This window comes from Streptomyces sp. NPDC018947, from assembly GCF_044390505.1.
Taxonomy (GTDB): Bacteria; Actinomycetota; Actinomycetes; order Streptomycetales; family Streptomycetaceae; genus Streptomyces.
This window is the reverse complement of sequence record NZ_JBIRZD010000023.1, coordinates 100,207-116,675: the sequence shown is the minus strand read 5'-3', so window position 1 is coordinate 116,675 and position 16,469 is coordinate 100,207. Positions and strand designations below refer to the sequence as shown.

Genomic DNA, 16,469 nt, shown 5'->3' with positions numbered 1-16,469 from the left:
CGCCCGGTTACATTCCGAACCCGGAAGCTAAGCCTTACAGCGCCGATGGTACTGCAGGGGGGACCCTGTGGGAGAGTAGGACGCCGCCGAACAATCTTTGGGAAGGACCCCTGGTCACCAGCGTTCAGCTGGGACCAGGGGTCCTTTCGTTTTTCTGGACCAAGCACAACCAGGAGCGTGCCGGGTACCCGGTTGCGCGAGAATGACTTTGCGGTACCGAAGACAGGAGTCACCGATGTCCACCAACTCTCCCGGCGATCGACCGGAGCGCGACCAGCGGCGACGGGACGGTGGGGACCGCGGTGGTCAGCGCGGGGACCGCGGCGGTTTCCGCCGCGACGACCGTGGCGGCAGCTTCCGGCGGGAGGCCGGCGACCGCGATCGCGGTGGCTTCCGTCGCGACGACCGGCGCGGTGACCGCCGTGACGAGCGACGGGACGACCGTGGCGGCTTCCGTCGTGACGACAACCGCAGTGCCGGATACGGGCGCAGGGACGACCGCGACCGGGGTCCGCGCCGCGACGACCGTGACGGCGGCGACCGCGGTTTCCGCCGCGACGACCGGCGTGACGACCGAGGCGACCGGCCGTCCTTCCGTCGTGACGACCGCGGGGACCGCCCCTCCTTCCGCCGTGACGACAACCGTGGCGAGCGGGGCGGCTTCGGCCGGCGTGACGACCGCCGCGACGACCGCCGGGGCGACGACCGGGGACAGCGCGGTGGCTTCCACCGCGACGACCGCCGGGACGACCGCCGCGACGAGCGACGGGACGACCGTGGCGGCTTCCGTCGTGACGACAACCGTGGTGCCGGATACGGGCGCAGGGACGACCGTGACCGTGACCGTGGCTTCCGCCGGGACCACCGGGACGACCGTGGCTTCCGCCGTGAGGACCGTGACGGCGGCGACCGCGGGTTCCGCCGCGACGACCGTGGTGACCGCCCCTCCTTCCGCCGTGACGATCGCGGTGACCGTGGGGACAGGCCGTCCTTCCGCCGCGACGAGCGACGGGACGACCGTCGTGACGACCGTGGTGACCGCCCCTCCTTCCGCCGCGATGACCGTGGCGATCGTGGGGACAGGCCGTCCTTCCGTCGTGACGACCGTGGGGAACGTCCCTCCTTCCGCCGCGACGAGCGACGGGACGACCGTCGTGACGACCGCGGTGACCGCCCCTCCTTCCGCCGCGACGACCGTGGTGACCGTCCCTCCTTCCGCCGTGACGACAACCGTGGCGAGCGGGGCGGCTTCGGCCGGCGTGACGACCGCCGTGACGACCGCGGTGGGTTCCGGGGCCGTGACGACCGCGGTGGGCGTGGGCCCCGGCGTGACGACCGTGGCGGGCGGCCCGGTGGCTTCCGTGGGCGCGACGACCGGCAGGGCGGCGGCGGGCGGTTCCGCGAGGAGCGCGACCGCGACCGCGAGCCGATCAAGCGGCTGCCGATCCCGGACGACGTCACCGGCGAGGAGATCGACAAGGACGTGCGGCAGGAGCTGCAGAGCCTGCCCAAGACGCTCGCGGACGACGTCGCCAGGAACCTGGTGATGGTGGCCCGGCTGCTCGACGAGGACCCCGAGGCGGCGTACGGCTACTCCAAGGTCGCGCTGCGGCTCGCGTCGCGGGTCGCCGCCGTGCGGGAGGCGGGCGGCTTCGCCGCGTACGCCAACCAGAAGTACGCTGAGGCGCTGGCCGAGTTCCGGGCCGCCCGGCGCATGACCGGCTCCGTGGACCTGTGGCCCGTCATGGCCGACTGCGAGCGCGGACTCGGACGGCCGGAGAAGGCACTGGACATGGCCGGCGCCCCCGAGGTGCAGAAGCTGGACAAGGCCGGCCAGGTCGAGATGCGGCTCGTGGCGGCCGGCGCCCGGCGTGACATGGGGCAGCTCGACGCGGCCATCGTGACGCTGCAGAGCCCCGAGCTGGCCTCCAGCTCCGTACAGCCGTGGACCGCGCGCCTGCGGTACGCCTACGCCGACGCGCTGCTGGCCGCCGGCCGTGAGCGTGAGGCGCGGGAGTGGTTCGCCAAGGCCGTGGAGTCCGACCGGGACGGCAGCACCGACGCCTCCGACCGCCTCGCCGAGCTGGACGGGGTGCAGTTCACGGACGCCCTGGACGAGCGCGAGAGCGACGAGGACGCCGGGGCCACCGAGGAGGTCCAGGACGGCAAGGACGCCGAGGACGCCGAGGACGGCGACAAGGACTGACGTCCGCGACGGCAGGACGAAGACGAAGAGGACGAAGGGGCGGGACCGGCACACGGTCCCGCCCCTTCGTCGTTCCGTCTCACAGGTCCAGCGCGCGCAGCACCAGCCCCGAGGCCGGCTTCGGGCCGAACGACGTCGACTTGCGGGGCATGGTGACACCCTGTCGGGCGAGGTCGCGGACCACCTCCTCGTGCACGGGGTGCATCAGTACGGCCGTACCGCCGTCGCGTTCGGCCTTCTCCACCGTGGCAGCCGTGTCGTGGATGTAGGAGACGTGCGCCGCCGAGTCCTCCGGGACGTGCCAGACGTGGGCCAGGAGCGTGGCGTGCAGGACCGTCGCGTCCAGGGTCCGCCACGCCTCGGGCCGGTCGGCCGGCACCGTGCGGGCCAGCAGGTCGGCGTCCGGCCGGTCGACGAGGTGGAAGGCGCCGTCCCCCGCCAGCAGGAACGCGTTGCCCGCGCCGGCCGCCTCCGCCAGGGCGTCCATGGCCTCGGCCAGGGGCGTCTCCAGGCGGCGGACGCGGAAGCGGCCGTCCAGGGCCGCGACCGCGTCACTCACCGGCAGGCCGTGCAGCAACCGGTGGATGGCGCGGACCCGCAGCGGATACCGGGCCGTGTCGACGAGCAGGACCAGTCCGTGGTCCCAGGGGCTCGGCGAGGGGTGCTCGGCGCGGAGCATGCGGTACGTCGCCCAGCGGTGGTGGCCGTCGGCGATCAGGGCCTGGTGCCCGGCGAGTTCCGTCCGGACGCGGGCCACGTCGTCCGGATCGGTCAGCGACCACAGGCGGTGCGAGAAGCCGTCCTCCGTGGTCGTCGACAGGAGCGGCGGCCGTTCGGCGGCGCGTTCCACGACGGTGGTCGTCGCCGCCGTCTCCCCGTTGCCCCGGTAGGTCAGCAGCAGCGGTTCGAGGTTCGCCGACGTCGCCCGCATCAGGGCCGCGCGGTCGGCGACGACATGCGGCATCACGTCCTCGTGCGGCAGGACCACCTGGTCCGCGGGATCGGACACCAGCAGGGCCCCGATGATGCCGCGCTGGAGCAGACCGGCACCGTCGCGCTGTTCGTAGACGTACAGGCCCGGCTCCGGATCCGCGGTCAGGACGCGCTCCGAGCGCCAGCGGCGCAGCGTCCGTGCCGCCTGCTCGTTGCGGGCCGTCGGCGTGGCGGCCTGGGGCAGGATCAGCCGGACGATGTTGTACGGGTCGGCGGACTCGAGGTGGATCAGACCGTCGGGGCGGACCACGACGTCGTACGGAGGGGACGTCACGGCGGCCAGGCTGCCGACCCGGTCGGGGTCGTATCGAAGGCCTCGGAACGGGGTGAGTTCCAGGCCCCGGCGCGCCGTTGCTTCCGGGGGACCGGCAGTATTCATCCCGGCATCGTACGTGTGTCCGCGGCATGGGGGATGATCGGGGGAAAGGCGTCTGATGAGGAGCGATGCGCAATGAGCCGGAGCGTCAGGACGAGGCCCGGGGCCAGTGGGCGGAACCTGAGCGAGGCGTACGACACGGCGCTGCTCGACCTGGACGGCGTCGTCTACGCGGGGGGCGACGCGATCGCGTACGCGGTGGAGTCCCTGGCCGCGGCCCGGACGGGCGGGATGCACCTGGCGTACGTCACCAACAACGCGCTCCGGACCCCCGACGCGGTGGCCGCGCACCTTACCGAGCTGGGCGTACCGGCGGGCGCGGACGACGTCATCACGTCGGCGCAGGCGGTGGCGCGGCTGATCGCCGACCAGGTGCCGGCGGGCGCGCGGGTGCTGGTGATCGGCGGCGAGGGACTGCGGGTCGCGCTGCGGGAGCGCGGGCTCGTGCCCGTCGAGTCGGCGGACGACGACCCGGCGGCCGTCGTCCAGGGATACGGCGGGCCCGAGCTGCCCTGGGGACGGTTCGCCGAGGCGTGCTACGCCGTCGCCCGCGGAGTGCCCTGGTACGCCTCCAACACCGACCTGACCATCCCGGGCGCCCGCGGCATCGCGCCGGGCAACGGCGCCGCGGTGGAGGTCGTGCGGATCGCCACCGGCGCCGACCCCCAGGTCGCCGGGAAGCCGCTGCCCCCCATGCACCGGGAGACGATCCTGCGCACCGGCGCCGAGCGGCCCCTGGTGGTGGGGGACCGTCTGGACACCGACATCGAGGGCGCGTTCAACGGCGGCGTCGACTCGCTGCTCGTCCTGACCGGCGTCACCGACGGCGCCCGGCTCCTGGCCGCGCCTCCGCGGCACCGGCCCACGTACGTCGACGCCGACCTGCGCGGACTGCTCACCGGGCAGCCGGAGGTCACGGGCGACGAGGACGGCGGATTCCGCTGCGGCGGCTGGACGGCGAGCGCCGGACGCGAGCGGCTGGAGCTGGAGGGCGACGGCGAGGCGCTGGACGGGCTGCGGGCACTGTGCGCGGCGGCCTGGACGGCGGCCGGCGACAGCGGATGCGAGCTGGACACGGACAAGGCGCTGGCGCGGCTGGGGCTGTGAGCCGAAGCGGCGTGCGCGCGCCCGGCCGGGCGGCGGAGCCGTCACGGCGTCCAGGGGATCGTGATCGAATGGCAGGGTAGGCTAACCTAACTGCCGTGTTGGTCGACAGTCCCCCCGAACAGCGCGCGGAGACCGCTCCCGCGCCCCCGAAGCGCCGCGCGCTCCGTGCCGTTGGGTTGCCCGTCTCCGTGGCGGTCCTGGCGCTCGTCGCGATGGCGAGCATCGCGGTCGGCGCGAAGGACCTGTCGCTGGCGCAGGTCTGGCACGGCCTGTTCCACGACTCCGGCACCTACGGCGACGTCGTGGTGGGCGAGCGGCTGTCGCGGACCGTGCTCGGCCTGCTGGCCGGCGCCGCGCTCGGTCTCGCCGGTGCGGTGCTCCAGGCCCTCACCCGCAATCCGCTGGCCGACCCCGGCCTGCTCGGCATCAACGCGGGCGCCTCCGCCGCGGTCGTCACGGCCATCACCTTCTTCGGCGTCACCTCGCTGAGCGGATACGTCTGGTTCGCCTTCGCGGGCGCGGCCGGGGTCGGCGCGCTGGTCTGGTTCCTGGGCGGCAGCCGGGGAGCCACACCGGTGCGGCTGGTGCTGGCCGGCACGGCGATCAGCGCCGCGCTCTTCGGTTACCTCCAGGCCGTGATGATCATGGACGACGCGGCGCTGGGCCGGATGCGCTTCTGGACGGTCGGTTCGCTGTCGTCGGCGACGAACGAGACGCTGCGGGAGGTGCTGCCCTTCTTCGTGACGGGCACGGTCCTCGCCCTCGCGCTCGCCCGCCCGCTCAACGCCATGGAGATGGGCGACGACACCGCCAGGGCCCTCGGCGCCCACCTGAACCGCACCCGGGCGCTTTCCATGCTCGCCGCCACCGTGCTGTGCGGGGCCGCGACCGCCGCCTGCGGTCCGATCGTTTTCGTCGGTCTGATGGTCCCGCACATCGTGCGCTCCTTCACCGGACCGGACCTGCGCTGGATCCTGCCGTACGCCGCGATCCTGTCGCCCGTGCTGCTGCTCGGCGCGGACGTCCTCGGCCGGATCGTGGCGCGGCCCTCGGAGCTCCAGGTCGGCATCGTCACCGCGGTCCTCGGCGGGCCGGTCTTCATCTTTCTCGTACGACGGCGGAGGACGGCACAGCTGTGAAGACCAACCGAGCCGTACGGGGCCCGGGGGGCCTCTCGCTGCGCGTCGACGTCCGGGCCGTGGTCGTCGTCGTCCTCCTGCTGGCCGTCGCGCTCGCCGCGAGCGTCGTGCTGATCGGCACCGGCGACTTCGCCATGTCGACCGGGGACGTGCTGAAGACCCTGGCCGGAGGCGGGAACGCCGGCCAGGAGTTCGTCGTCAACGAACTGCGGCTGCCGCGGGTCCTGGTGGGGCTGCTGGTCGGTGCCGCGCTCGGACTGGGCGGTGCGCTGTTCCAGGCCATCTCGCGCAATCCGCTGGGCAGTCCGGACGTGCTCGGCCTCGGGCAGGGCGCCACGGCCGGCGCCCTGGTGGTCATCGTCCTGTTCTCCGGCACCGCCGCCCAGGTCACCCTCGGCGCGCTCGCGGGCGGCCTGGTGACCGGTTTCGGCATCTACGTGCTCGCCTGGAAGCGGGGCGTGCACGGGTACCGGCTGGTGCTGGTCGGTATCGGCATGTCCGCGATCGTCACGGCGGTCAACGGCTATCTGATGACCCGGGCCGACATCGTCGACGCCGCCCGCGCCGTCGTCTGGATGACCGGCTCCCTCGACGGCCGCGACTGGGCCCAGGTCTGGCCCCTGCTGGCGATGTGCGCGGTGCTCGTGCCGCTCGTCCTCGCCAACGGGCGCGCACTGCGCCTGATGGAGATGGGCGACGACATCTCGTACGCCCTCGGGGTGCGTGTCGAGCGGGTGCGGATGCTGCTCATGGTGGCCGCCGTGCTGCTCACCGCCGCCGCGACCGCCGCCGCCGGACCGGTCGGCTTCGTCGCCCTCACGGCGCCGCAGCTCGCCCGGCGCCTGACCCGCTCGCCCGGCCCCAACCTGCTGCCGTCGCTGTGCATGGGCGCCGCCCTGCTGGTCGGCGCGGACTGGGTCTCGCAGCGGGCCTTCGGCGCGGACCAGCTCCCCGTGGGCGTGGTCACCGGCGTCCTCGGCGGCGTCTACCTGCTCTGGCTGCTGGTCACCGAGCGCAGGGCTGGCCGGATATGAGCGCCCGCACCACCGCCTCCGGCGGGCCGAACAACCGAAGGAGCAACGTGAACCGTCTGTCCGCCGAGAACGTCACCCTCGCCTACGACCAGCGGGTCATCGCCGAGCAACTGTCGGTGGAGATACCCGACAATTCCTTCACCGTGATCGTCGGCCCCAACGCCTGCGGCAAGTCCACCCTGCTGCGCGCCCTGTCACGGATGCTCAAGCCCGCCCGGGGAAGGGTGCTGCTGGACGGGTCGGTCATCCAGTCGATGCCGGCCAAGCGGGTCGCGCGGACCCTCGGACTGCTGCCCCAGTCCTCCGTCGCACCCGACGGCATCACCGTCGGCGACCTGGTGGGCCGCGGCCGTTACCCGCACCAGGGCATCCTGCGCCAGTGGTCCGACGAGGACGAGCGCGTCGTCCAGGAGTCCATGGCCCAGACCGGCGTCTCGGAACTCGCCGACCGCTACGTCGACGAGCTCTCCGGCGGACAGCGCCAGCGCGTGTGGATCGCCATGGCGCTCGCCCAGCAGACCCCGCTGCTGCTGCTCGACGAGCCGACCACGTACCTGGACATCCAGCACCAGATCGACGTCCTCGACCTGTGCGCGGAACTCCACGAGACGCGGGGGCGCACCCTCGTGGCCGTCCTGCACGACCTCAACCACGCCGCCCGCTACGCCACGCACCTCATCGCCCTGCGCGGCGGCAAGGTGATCGCCGAGGGCGCGCCGAACGACATCGTCACGGCCGAACTGGTCGAGGAGGTCTTCGGGCTGCGCTGCCAGATCATCGAGGACCCGGAGACGGGTACGCCGCTGGTGGTGCCGGCCGCGCGCAAGGCACGTGTCGCCGCGGGCGCGGGACGCGAAAAGGTGGCGGCTACAGAAGCTTCCTGAGCCGGAACAGGTCGCGCAGGCCCGCCTCCAGCCTCACCCGGCCCGAACCCCAGGCCTTGGCGAAGTTCAGCTCGCCGTCGACCAGGGCCACCAGGTCGTCGCCGGTCATCGCCAGCCTGATCTCGGCCCTCTCGCGCGGCGGGCCCTCCAGGGTCTCGCGCACGTCGATCCGCCGGTCGGCCATGCGCCCGGCGAAGGTGACGTCCAGGTCGGTGATGTGACAGCTCACCGAGCGGTCCAGCTCGGTGGCCGACCGCACGTCCCCTTCGGCGCCGCGCATGTTCTCCGAAAGCTTCTCGAGTGCCGCACGGCACTCCTCAGTCGTCGCCATCGGGACCGACCGTACCGCAGGCGTTCGCGGTAGCGTCGGGGCATGAACGACGCAGTCCCCCGGGCCGGGGCCCAGGAGCCGGAGACCGGGACGGAGCCCCCGCGGGCCCGGGCCGAGGCGGAACCCCGGGAGGCCGAGGCCGCGCACGCCCCCGCCGGCCCCGCTCCCCTCGGCGTACCCCGCGCCCCCACCGGCGACGCCGGGGTGGACGACCGGCTGCGGCGGCTGGCGGACGCCGACCACCTCACCACGGACGGCCACATCGAGGTGTACGAGGATGTACACAGGGGGCTGCGCGACGCGCTCACCGCGCTCGACGCCCGCCCGGGACTCCCGGCGCCCCCCGCGCCATCACCGTACGACCGCAGGAGCTGAACCGAACGTGGCAGGAGTCGCACGCCGCCGTCTCGACGCGGAGCTGGTCCGCCGCAAGCTGGCGCGCTCGCGCGAACACGCCAGCGCGCTGATCGCCGCGGGCCGGGTGAGCGTCGGCAAGACCGTCGCCACCAAGCCCGCCACCCAGGTGGAGACCGCCGCCGCGATCGTGGTGAGCGCCGACGACAGCGACCCCGACTACGTCTCGCGGGGCGGCCACAAGCTGGCCGGCGCCCTGGCGGCCTTCGTCCCGTTGGGCCTGGTCGTCGAGGGCCGGCGCGCGCTCGACGCGGGCGCCTCCACCGGAGGCTTCACCGACGTCCTCCTGCGGGCCGGCGCCGCGCACGTCGTCGCCGTGGACGTCGGCTACGGACAACTCGCCTGGTCCCTCCAGCAGGACGACCGCGTCACCGTCAAGGACCGCACGAACGTACGCGAGTTGACGCCGGAGGCGATCGACGGCGAACCCGTGGACCTGGTCGTGGGCGATCTGTCCTTCATCCCGCTCGGGCTGGTGCTGCCCGCCCTGGTGCGGTGCACGCGGCCGGACGCCGACCTGGTGATGATGGTGAAACCGCAGTTCGAGGTGGGCAAGGAGCGCCTGGGCAGCGGGGGAGTGGTGCGCAGCGCGGAACTGCGGGCCGAGGCCGTACGGGGCGTCGCCCGCCGGGCGTGGGAACTAGGGCTCGGTGTGAAGGGGGTCACCGCCAGTCCGCTGCCCGGTCCCTCCGGCAATGTCGAGTACTTTCTGTGGCTGCGGGCCGGGGCCGACGAACTGGACCCGGCCGACGTTGACCGTGCAGTGGCGGAGGGGCCGCGTTGACACAGAACCGAGCTCGTACTGTTTTCCTGCTCGCCCACACCGGGCGCCCGGCGGCCGTGCGCAGCGCCGAGCTCGTGGTCAAGGGCCTGCTGCTGGCCGGACTCGGTGTCCGCGTCCTGGCGGCCGAGGCGCGCGACCTGCCGCTGCCGGACGAGGTCGAGCTGGTCGGGGAGGCCACCCCGCAGTGCCTCGACGGGTGCGAGCTGCTGATCGTGCTGGGCGGTGACGGGACGCTGCTGCGCGGCGCCGAGTTCGCCCGAGCCTCAGGGGTGCCGATGCTCGGCGTCAACCTGGGCCGGGTCGGGTTCCTCGCGGAGGCCGAGCGGGACGACCTCGACAAGGTCGTCGACCGGGTGGTGAACCGGGCCTACGACGTCGAGGAACGGATGACCGTCGACGTCGTCGTGCACCGCAACGGCGACGTCGTGCACACCGACTGGGCGCTCAACGAGGCCGCCGTGCAGAAGGCCGGCGCCGAGAAGCTCCTCGAGGTCGTGCTGGAGATCGACGGGCGGCCGGTGACCGGGTTCGGCTGCGACGGCATCGTCCTGTCGACGCCGACCGGATCGACGGCGTACGCCTTCTCGGCCGGCGGGCCGGTGGTGTGGCCCGAGGTCGAGGCGCTGCTGATGGTGCCGATCAGCGCGCACGCACTGTTCGCCAAGCCCCTGGTGACCTCGCCCGACTCGGTGCTCGTGGTGGAGGTGCTGCCGCACATCCCGCCGGGCGTGCTGTGGTGCGACGGGCGGCGGACCGTGGAGCTGCCGCCGGGGGCGCGGGTGGAGGTGCGGCGGGGAGCGGTGCCGGTGCGGCTCGCCCGGCTGCACCACGCCTCGTTCACCGACCGGCTGGTGGCGAAGTTCGCGCTGCCGGTGTCCGGGTGGCGAGGGGCGCCGCACTAGCGGACCCGATGGGGTGATTTCCCGGCGACGGCGGGCGCGGGTGCCCCCGGGCCGCGGCCGGCCGCGGCCACACGTCCACGCCGTGCTCCGGCACAGCCCGGCGCCCTGGGCGGTCCCCGCTCCCCGGGGTGACATGGACGGCCTGTGTGCGCTCCCCGGCCCCGACCTCGTAAGGTCGGGTGCGTGTTGGAGGAGATGCGGATACGGTCGCTCGGGGTCATCGACGACGCCGTTGTCGAGCTGTCGCCCGGATTCACCGCTGTCACCGGTGAGACGGGCGCGGGCAAGACCATGGTGGTCACCAGCCTCGGGCTGCTCCTGGGCGGGCGCGCGGACGCGGCGCTGGTGCGGATCGGGGCCAAGAACGCGGTCGTCGAGGGACGGATCGCCGTACCCGGCGACGCCGCCGCGGCCGTACGGGCCGAGGAGGCCGGGGCGGAGCTGGACGACGGAGCCCTGCTGATCAGCCGTACCGTGTCCGCCGAAGGACGCTCGCGGGCGCACCTGGGCGGACGGTCCGTGCCCGTCGGGATGCTGGCCGAGCTGGCGGACGAGCTGGTGGCCGTGCACGGCCAGACCGACCAGCAGGGGCTGCTCAAGCAGTCCCGGCAGCGGCAGGCGCTGGACCGGTACGCCGGGGACGCCGTCGCGGTGCCGCTCGCCAAGTACGGCGAGGCCTACCGCCGGCTGCGGGCCGTCACCGCGGAGCTGGAGGAGATCACCACGCGGGCGCGTGAGCGCGCCCAGGAGGCCGATCTGCTGCGCTACGGCCTCGACGAGATCGCCGCCGTCGAACCGCGCGCCGGCGAGGACGCGGAGCTGGCGGAGGAGGCCGAGCGGCTGGGCCACGCCGAGGCGCTGGCGTCGGCCGCCACGGTCGCGCACGCCGCTCTCGCGGGCAACCCGGAGGACCCCGAGGGTGTGGACGCGGCGACGCTCGTCGCGGGCGCCCAGCGGGCCCTGGACGCCGTACGCTCGCACGACCCGGCGCTGGCCGCGCTCGCCGAGCGGATCGGCGAGGTCGGGATCCTGCTGCGCGACGTGGCCGGTGAGCTGGCCGGATACGCCGACGACCTGGACGCCGATCCGCTGCGGCTGGCGGCGGTCGAGGAGCGGCGCGCCGCGCTCACCGCGCTGACCCGCAAGTACGGCGAGGACGTCGACGCCGTGCTGGCGTGGGCGGAGCGGAGCGCGGCGCGGCTGACCGAGCTGGACGGCGACGACGAGCGGATCGGCGAGCTGACCGTCGAGCGGGACGCGCTGAGGACGGAACTGGGCGGGCTGGCCCAGGCGTTGACCGACGCGCGCACGGAGGCCGCCGAACGGTTCGCCGCCGCGGTCACCGCCGAGCTGGCCTCGCTGGCCATGCCCCACGCGCGGGTGTCCTTCGAGATCCGGCAGACCGAGGACCCGGAGGGCGTCGAGGTCGGCGGGCGGACGGTCGCCTACGGGCCGTCCGGCGCCGACGAGGTGGAGCTGCTGCTCGCCCCGCACCCGGGGGCGCCGCCGCGGCCCATCGCCAAGGGCGCCTCCGGCGGTGAGCTGTCGCGCGTGATGCTGGCCGTGGAGGTCGTCTTCGCGGGGACCGACCCGGTGCCGACGTACCTCTTCGACGAGGTCGACGCCGGGGTCGGCGGCAAGGCCGCGGTGGAGATCGGCCGGCGTCTGGCGCGGCTGGCGAAGACCGCGCAGGTCGTCGTGGTCACGCATCTTCCGCAGGTGGCCGCGTTCGCCGACCGGCAGCTGCTGGTGGAGAAGACGAACGACGGCTCGGTGACCCGCTCGGGTGTGAAGGTCCTGGAGGGCGAGGAGCGGATCAGGGAGCTGTCCCGGATGCTCGCCGGACAGGAGGACTCGCAGACGGCCCGCGCCCATGCCGAGGAGCTGCTGGCGACGGCCAGGGCGGACGCGTAGGCGCGGGGCCGGCGGGAGCAGCGGTGCGCGGACCCCGTGGTGGCGTACGCCGGGTCGGCGGCCGTGGTCCGGGGTCGGCCGCGGCCGTGCGCCGCAGGAGACGCCGGCGCGGGTGCCGAGCCGGAGCGGGGTTCAGCCGGCCGCGGTCCCGTAGGCCACCACGGCCTCTATCGTCTTGCCCGCGGGTGCCGGGGTGATGGTGACCGACCGGCTGAGCCGCTGGACGAGCGGCCAGCCGAAGCCCCCCGGCCTGCCCCGGGGGCCGTCCCCCGGCGCACGGGCGACGGGAGGCGTGGGGGAGCGGTCGGTGACCGCGATGCGCAGCCCGTGGGCCTCCGGCGTGACACGGAACGCGGTGAGGCCGCCGCCGTGCCTGAACGCGTTGGTCACCAGCTCGGAGGTGACCAGCAGCATGTCGTTCGCCGCCGTCCTGGACAGCGGCACCGGGGGGTCGGCGAGCACCTGCCGGACCAGGGCGCGCGCCGCGGCGGCCGAGGCGGGCGGCGGCGGCGCGCCGGCCGTGCCGTGTGCCGCTGTGGTTCCCTCCGTCACGCGTCCGCCCTCTCGTGCGGCGTCCGTGCGTCCGCGACGCGCACTGCGGTGCCCGTCACCGCGGCGCGGGCCCGCGGCTCCCCGTGGTCCGGATGTCCGCCGCGGCGGCCGGCACGGAGGGGGCGAGCGTGAAGGCGCGGGCGGTGTCCGTGACGTCCAGCAGGCGCGACACGGCCGTGCTCGGCCGGGCGAGGACCAGGGGGACGCCGACCGAGGCGTGCTCCTGCCGGGCCCGCAGCAGGAGGTGCAGGAAGGCCGAGTCGGCGAAGAGGACGTCGGCCAGGTCCAGCACCGTACCGGCGCAGCCCTCGGGCACGGGCAGGAGCGTCCCGGAGAGGAGACCGATCGTGTCCGGGTCGAACTCGCCGCCGACGGTCACGGTGCGGATGCCGTCCGACTCGCTTGTCTGCACTTCCGGGACCTTGTCCATCAGGGCATTGTGGCAGGCCGGAGCGGCCGGGCGACGGCCCGGCCGGCACGCATGGCCCGCCGTGGCGGGGAGGACGGGTTGTTGTGCACGGCGGTGTTGGGACATGGTGGGGCGGAGCGTGTCTTTCAGGAAGGTGACGAGACCCCTCGCGTGCGGTCTCCGGATATGACGATTTTTCAGGGCACCTCGGCGCAGCCGCACGGTTCGCCCCCGAGCATCGGCGCCGCCTGGATGCGCGCACCGTACCCGGTCGTCGTCGCCGACGCCGGCGGCACCGTCGTGGAGGTGAACACCGCGGCGGCCGCGCTCTTCCCGGGCGCGGCCGGCGGGGCGGACCTGGACGAGGTGGCACCGGCCTGGCTCGCCGACGCCCACCGGCGCACCGCCGGCAGCGACCTCGGTTCCCCGGCGCCACCGGTCACCGGCCGTCACGATGACACGACGCTGACGGCCCACCCCACACCGGGAGCCGACGGCAACATCGTGTGGTGGCTGGTCGACGACACCGCCCGGCTGCTCGCGCAGAGCGAGCTGCGGGACGAGCAGGAGCGGACCGCCTTCCTCGCCGAGACCTCCACCCGGCTGCCGGCGTCGCTGAACGTCCAGCGGTGCATGGAGGTCACCGTACGACTGGCGGCCGAGCACCTGGCCGACGCGGCGCTCCTCGTGGCCCCCGCGAACGGGCGGCAGTACCCGCTCGCCGCCGGCGTGGGCGGTGACGCGCCCAGGCACCTCACCGCCCGCATCGACCCGTCGTCGGTGCCCGGCCTCGGCGAGGCGCTCCAGGGTTTCCCGCCGGTGCCGTCGAGGTGGATCGACCCCGCCGCCCTGCCGGCCTGGGCGGTGCCCGAGGGCTTCGGCGGCCCGGTGGGGTCGGTCGTCGTCTGCCCGCTGCCGGGGCACGGCGTACCGGCCGGCGCGCTGATCCTGCTGCGGCGCAGCGACCACGCGGCGTTCGACGCCTCGGAGGAGGTCTTCGCCCGGCTGTTCGCCGCCCGGGCCGGGTCCGCGCTCTCGGCGGCCCGGCTGTACTCGGAGCAGGCGGACATCACCGCCACCCTCATGGCCGACCTGCTGCCGCCCGCGCTGCGGCAGGTGCACGGCGTGGAGTTCGCCGGCGGCTACCGCGCGTCGAGGGACACCGAGCGGATCGGGGGCGACTTCTACGACGTCCACCCCGCGGACGAGCCCGGCCGGGAGACGCTCGCCATCCTCGGCGACGTGTGCGGCAAGGGACTGGACGCAGCCGTCCTCACCGGCAAGATCCGCAACACGCTGCAGGCCCTGCTGCCCATGGCGGACGACCACGAGAACATGCTGCGCCTCCTCAACGGCGCGCTCCTCAACAGCCGGCACACCCGGTTCGCGACCCTCGTCCTGGCCTCCGTCGCCCGTCGCGGCGGTCGGGTCCGCCTGCGGCTGACCAGCGCAGGCCACCCGCCGCCGCTGATCGTGCGGCACGACGGAAGCGTCGAGGAGGCCGAGACGTCCGGGACGCTCATCGGCGCCCTTCCCCGCGTCAGGGCGCGCACCGCGCACGTCGACCTGGCCCCGGGCGAGACGTGCCTGATGTTCACCGACGGCATCACCGAGGCCAGGGGCGGTCCGCTGGGCGACGTCATGTTCGGGGAGGAGCGGCTGCGGGCGGCCGTGGCCGACTGCGCCGGGATGCCCGCCGAGGCCGTCGTCGAACGCGTCCAACTGCTCGCCGCCGAGTGGATCGGCGCCGGCCGGCACGACGACATGGCCCTGCTGGCGATCACCGCGCCCCAGTCGGCACACCTCACCCCCGTGGACGGCCGCACACCGGGCAGGTACACGGCGTGATACCCACGGACACCGACATCGCGTCGGACAACCGGACCCCCCGGCCCCTCGCCGACCTCCGTACCGCACTGTGGCGGGCGGTGACCGACCGCGACGAGCGCGCGGCCGGCCGCGTCGTCCTCGGCGCGCTGGACGACGGCCTCTCCACCGAGGAGGCGCTGCTCGACCTCATCGTGCCCGTGCAGGTCAGGGTGGGCACGGAATGGGCCGCGGGGCGCATCGGTGTGGCGCAGGAGCACGCCGCCACCGCCATCCACGACCGGATCATCGCCGCCATGGCCCACCGGGAGGCCGGCCCGGCCGTTCCCGCGCCGGGTGCGGTCCGCACCGTGACCGTGGCCTGCGTGGACGGGGAGTGGCACGCCCTGCCCGCGCGGATACTCGCCGAGGTGCTGCGCGGCCGGGGGCACGAGGTCGACTTCCTCGGCGCCCAGGTGCCCACCCCGCACCTGGTGGCGCACATGCATCACACCGCCCCCGACGCCCTCGCCCTCTCCTCGTCGCTTCCCACGCGGCTGCCCACCGCGCACGCGGCCGTCACCGCGGTCCAGGCCGTCGGCGTGCCCGTCCTGGCCGGCGGCGCCGCCTTCGGCACGGACGGCCGCCACGCCCGCCTGCTGGGCGCGGACGCCTGGGCGCCGGACGCACGCTCCGCCGCGGCGATCCTCGCGGGCGGGCTCACCCGGCGTACGACCGGCGCCGTGCACCTGCCGGCCGACGACCTGCCCCACCTGAGCGACCAGGAGTACACGTTCGTCGCCGGCGACAAGGCGCGGCTGGTCAGGGCCACCCTGGCCGCGCTGGAGGAACGCCTGCCGGCGATGCGGTCCTACACACAGGCCCAGCGGGACCGCACCGCCGAGGACGTGGCCCACGTCGTCGACTTCCTGTCCGCCGCCCTCTACGTCGACGACGTGCCGTTGTTCACCGACTTCCTCGAGTGGACCGCCGACATCCTCCAGGTGCGGGGCGTTCCCGCCGCGGCCCTGCTCCCCGCGCTGGCCTGCCTCGCGGAGGAACTCAAGGACTTCCCCCGTGCCCTGCGCCTGCTGACACGGGGGCGCGCCGCACTCGAAGCCCGCGATCCCCGTCCCCCCGTTCCCGGCCCCGGAACCCCCGCATGACTACGCCTCACGAGAACGACTTCCACCTCACCGTCAGCCGTCCGGACACCGGCACGGTGCTGCTGCGGCTCAGCGGTGACCTCGACTACGACAGCGCCGACGAGTTGCTCCACGCCGCGCGGGACGTCCTGACGGCCGCTCCGGTGCCCCGTGCGCTGCTCCTGGACTGCGGACGGCTCACCACGTGCGACTCCATGGGGCTGTCCACGCTGCTGATGGCCGAACGGATCGCCGCCGACGCCGGTGCCGCGCTGCGCCTGGAGAACCGGCCCGACTTCCTCGGCCGCCTGCTGGAGATCACCGGCACCTGGGACCTCTTCTCCCCCGTGGCGCCCGCCGAGCCCTCGGCGCCACCGGACGCGGACGGATCGGGCCGGGGCCCCCTGCCCGACGGGCAGGTCCTGTCCGACAAGCGGCCGTGACCCCGGCGGTGGTCCGCGGGACCGCCGTCA

Annotated in this window: 17 protein-coding genes and 1 rRNA gene; 13 read left to right on the top strand and 5 right to left on the bottom strand. The window is 74.4% G+C overall.

Going from position 1 to position 16,469, the window contains the following annotated elements:
* A 5S ribosomal RNA gene (gene rrf / locus ACH499_RS32605) occupies window positions 1–92 on the top strand; the annotation flags it as partial.
* A 137-nt stretch (window positions 93–229) separates the two neighbouring features.
* Here rrf and ACH499_RS32600 read toward each other — a convergent pair.
* Complete coding sequence (locus tag ACH499_RS32600; RefSeq protein WP_399020428.1) at window positions 230–865, bottom strand: hypothetical protein; 636 nt, start codon at window positions 863–865, stop codon at window positions 230–232.
* 573 nt (window positions 866–1,438) lie between these two features.
* Here ACH499_RS32600 and ACH499_RS32595 point away from each other — a divergent pair.
* Window positions 1,439–2,206, top strand: coding sequence for a hypothetical protein (locus ACH499_RS32595; RefSeq protein ID WP_356204733.1), 768 nt, complete (start codon window positions 1,439–1,441; stop codon window positions 2,204–2,206).
* A 79-nt stretch (window positions 2,207–2,285) separates the two neighbouring features.
* Here ACH499_RS32595 and ACH499_RS32590 read toward each other — a convergent pair whose 3' ends face one another.
* Window positions 2,286–3,578, bottom strand: coding sequence for a DUF1015 domain-containing protein (locus ACH499_RS32590; protein ID WP_356204528.1), 1,293 nt, complete (start codon window positions 3,576–3,578; stop codon window positions 2,286–2,288).
* Window positions 3,579–3,650: 72 nt separating this feature from the next.
* Here ACH499_RS32590 and ACH499_RS32585 point away from each other — a divergent pair, with 72 nt between their 5' ends.
* The 4 genes from ACH499_RS32585 (at window position 3,651) to ACH499_RS32570 (ending at window position 7,739) form a co-directional block, all read left to right on the top strand.
* Complete coding sequence (locus tag ACH499_RS32585) at window positions 3,651–4,682, top strand: HAD-IIA family hydrolase (protein ID WP_399020422.1); 1,032 nt, start codon at window positions 3,651–3,653, stop codon at window positions 4,680–4,682.
* 95 nt (window positions 4,683–4,777) lie between these two features.
* Window positions 4,778–5,821, top strand: a complete 1,044-nt coding sequence (locus ACH499_RS32580; protein ID WP_356204532.1) for an iron chelate uptake ABC transporter family permease subunit — start codon at window positions 4,778–4,780, stop codon at window positions 5,819–5,821.
* Window positions 5,818–6,855 carry an iron chelate uptake ABC transporter family permease subunit gene (locus tag ACH499_RS32575; protein WP_356204533.1) on the top strand — a complete coding sequence of 346 codons (1,038 nt, stop codon included), beginning with the start codon at window positions 5,818–5,820 and terminating at the stop codon, window positions 6,853–6,855. Before ACH499_RS32580 ends, ACH499_RS32575 begins: the two co-directional genes overlap by 4 nt.
* Window positions 6,852–7,739, top strand: a complete 888-nt coding sequence (locus ACH499_RS32570) for an ABC transporter ATP-binding protein (protein ID WP_356204535.1) — start codon at window positions 6,852–6,854, stop codon at window positions 7,737–7,739. The genes ACH499_RS32575 and ACH499_RS32570 overlap by 4 nt, the downstream gene beginning before the upstream one ends.
* On the opposite strand, the gene ACH499_RS32565 is transcribed toward ACH499_RS32570, so the two are convergent.
* Window positions 7,723–8,070, bottom strand: coding sequence for a sterol-binding protein (locus tag ACH499_RS32565; protein WP_356204537.1), 348 nt, complete (start codon window positions 8,068–8,070; stop codon window positions 7,723–7,725). The genes ACH499_RS32570 and ACH499_RS32565 overlap by 17 nt on opposite strands.
* Before the next feature lie 42 nt (window positions 8,071–8,112).
* Here ACH499_RS32565 and ACH499_RS32560 point away from each other — a divergent pair, with 42 nt between their 5' ends.
* The 4 genes from ACH499_RS32560 to recN all read left to right on the top strand — a co-directional run bounded on the left by ACH499_RS32560 (window position 8,113) and on the right by recN (window position 12,084).
* Window positions 8,113–8,445: a hypothetical protein gene (locus ACH499_RS32560; RefSeq protein WP_399020419.1), complete on the top strand. Its 333-nt coding sequence runs from the start codon at window positions 8,113–8,115 to the stop codon at window positions 8,443–8,445.
* 7 nt (window positions 8,446–8,452) lie between these two features.
* On the top strand, window positions 8,453–9,268 hold the full coding sequence (locus ACH499_RS32555) for a hemolysin (RefSeq protein ID WP_356204541.1): 816 nt from the start codon (window positions 8,453–8,455) through the stop codon (window positions 9,266–9,268).
* The gene (locus tag ACH499_RS32550; RefSeq protein WP_356204543.1) at window positions 9,265–10,170 is read left to right on the top strand and encodes an NAD kinase; all 906 of its coding nucleotides are present in this window, start codon (window positions 9,265–9,267) and stop codon (window positions 10,168–10,170) included. The genes ACH499_RS32555 and ACH499_RS32550 overlap by 4 nt, the downstream gene beginning before the upstream one ends.
* Window positions 10,171–10,365: 195 nt before the next feature.
* Entirely contained in the window at window positions 10,366–12,084 is a 1,719-nt protein-coding gene (recN, locus tag ACH499_RS32545) for a DNA repair protein RecN (RefSeq protein ID WP_356204735.1), read from the top strand.
* Between the two features lie 132 nt (window positions 12,085–12,216).
* Here the strand turns inward: recN and ACH499_RS32540 are convergent, their stop codons facing one another.
* Window positions 12,217–12,636, bottom strand: a complete 420-nt coding sequence (locus ACH499_RS32540) for an ATP-binding protein (RefSeq protein ID WP_399020416.1) — start codon at window positions 12,634–12,636, stop codon at window positions 12,217–12,219.
* A gap of 55 nt (window positions 12,637–12,691) precedes the next feature.
* Window positions 12,692–13,066, bottom strand: coding sequence for an STAS domain-containing protein (locus tag ACH499_RS32535; RefSeq protein ID WP_399020414.1), 375 nt, complete (start codon window positions 13,064–13,066; stop codon window positions 12,692–12,694).
* 165 nt (window positions 13,067–13,231) lie between these two features.
* Here ACH499_RS32535 and ACH499_RS32530 point away from each other — a divergent pair, with 165 nt between their 5' ends.
* The 3 genes from ACH499_RS32530 to ACH499_RS32520 are packed head-to-tail and all read left to right on the top strand — an operon-like array spanning window position 13,232 to window position 16,439.
* Window positions 13,232–14,893 (top strand): PP2C family protein-serine/threonine phosphatase, encoded by a 1,662-nt coding sequence (locus ACH499_RS32530; RefSeq protein WP_399020412.1) that lies wholly within the window; start codon window positions 13,232–13,234, stop codon window positions 14,891–14,893.
* On the top strand, window positions 14,890–16,017 hold the full coding sequence (locus ACH499_RS32525) for a B12-binding domain-containing protein (RefSeq protein ID WP_399020410.1): 1,128 nt from the start codon (window positions 14,890–14,892) through the stop codon (window positions 16,015–16,017). The genes ACH499_RS32530 and ACH499_RS32525 overlap by 4 nt, the downstream gene beginning before the upstream one ends.
* A complete protein-coding gene (locus ACH499_RS32520) occupies window positions 16,014–16,439 on the top strand; it encodes an STAS domain-containing protein (RefSeq protein ID WP_356204548.1) in 426 nt (141 codons plus the stop codon). Before ACH499_RS32525 ends, ACH499_RS32520 begins: the two co-directional genes overlap by 4 nt.
* Window positions 16,440–16,469 lie beyond the last annotated feature (30 nt).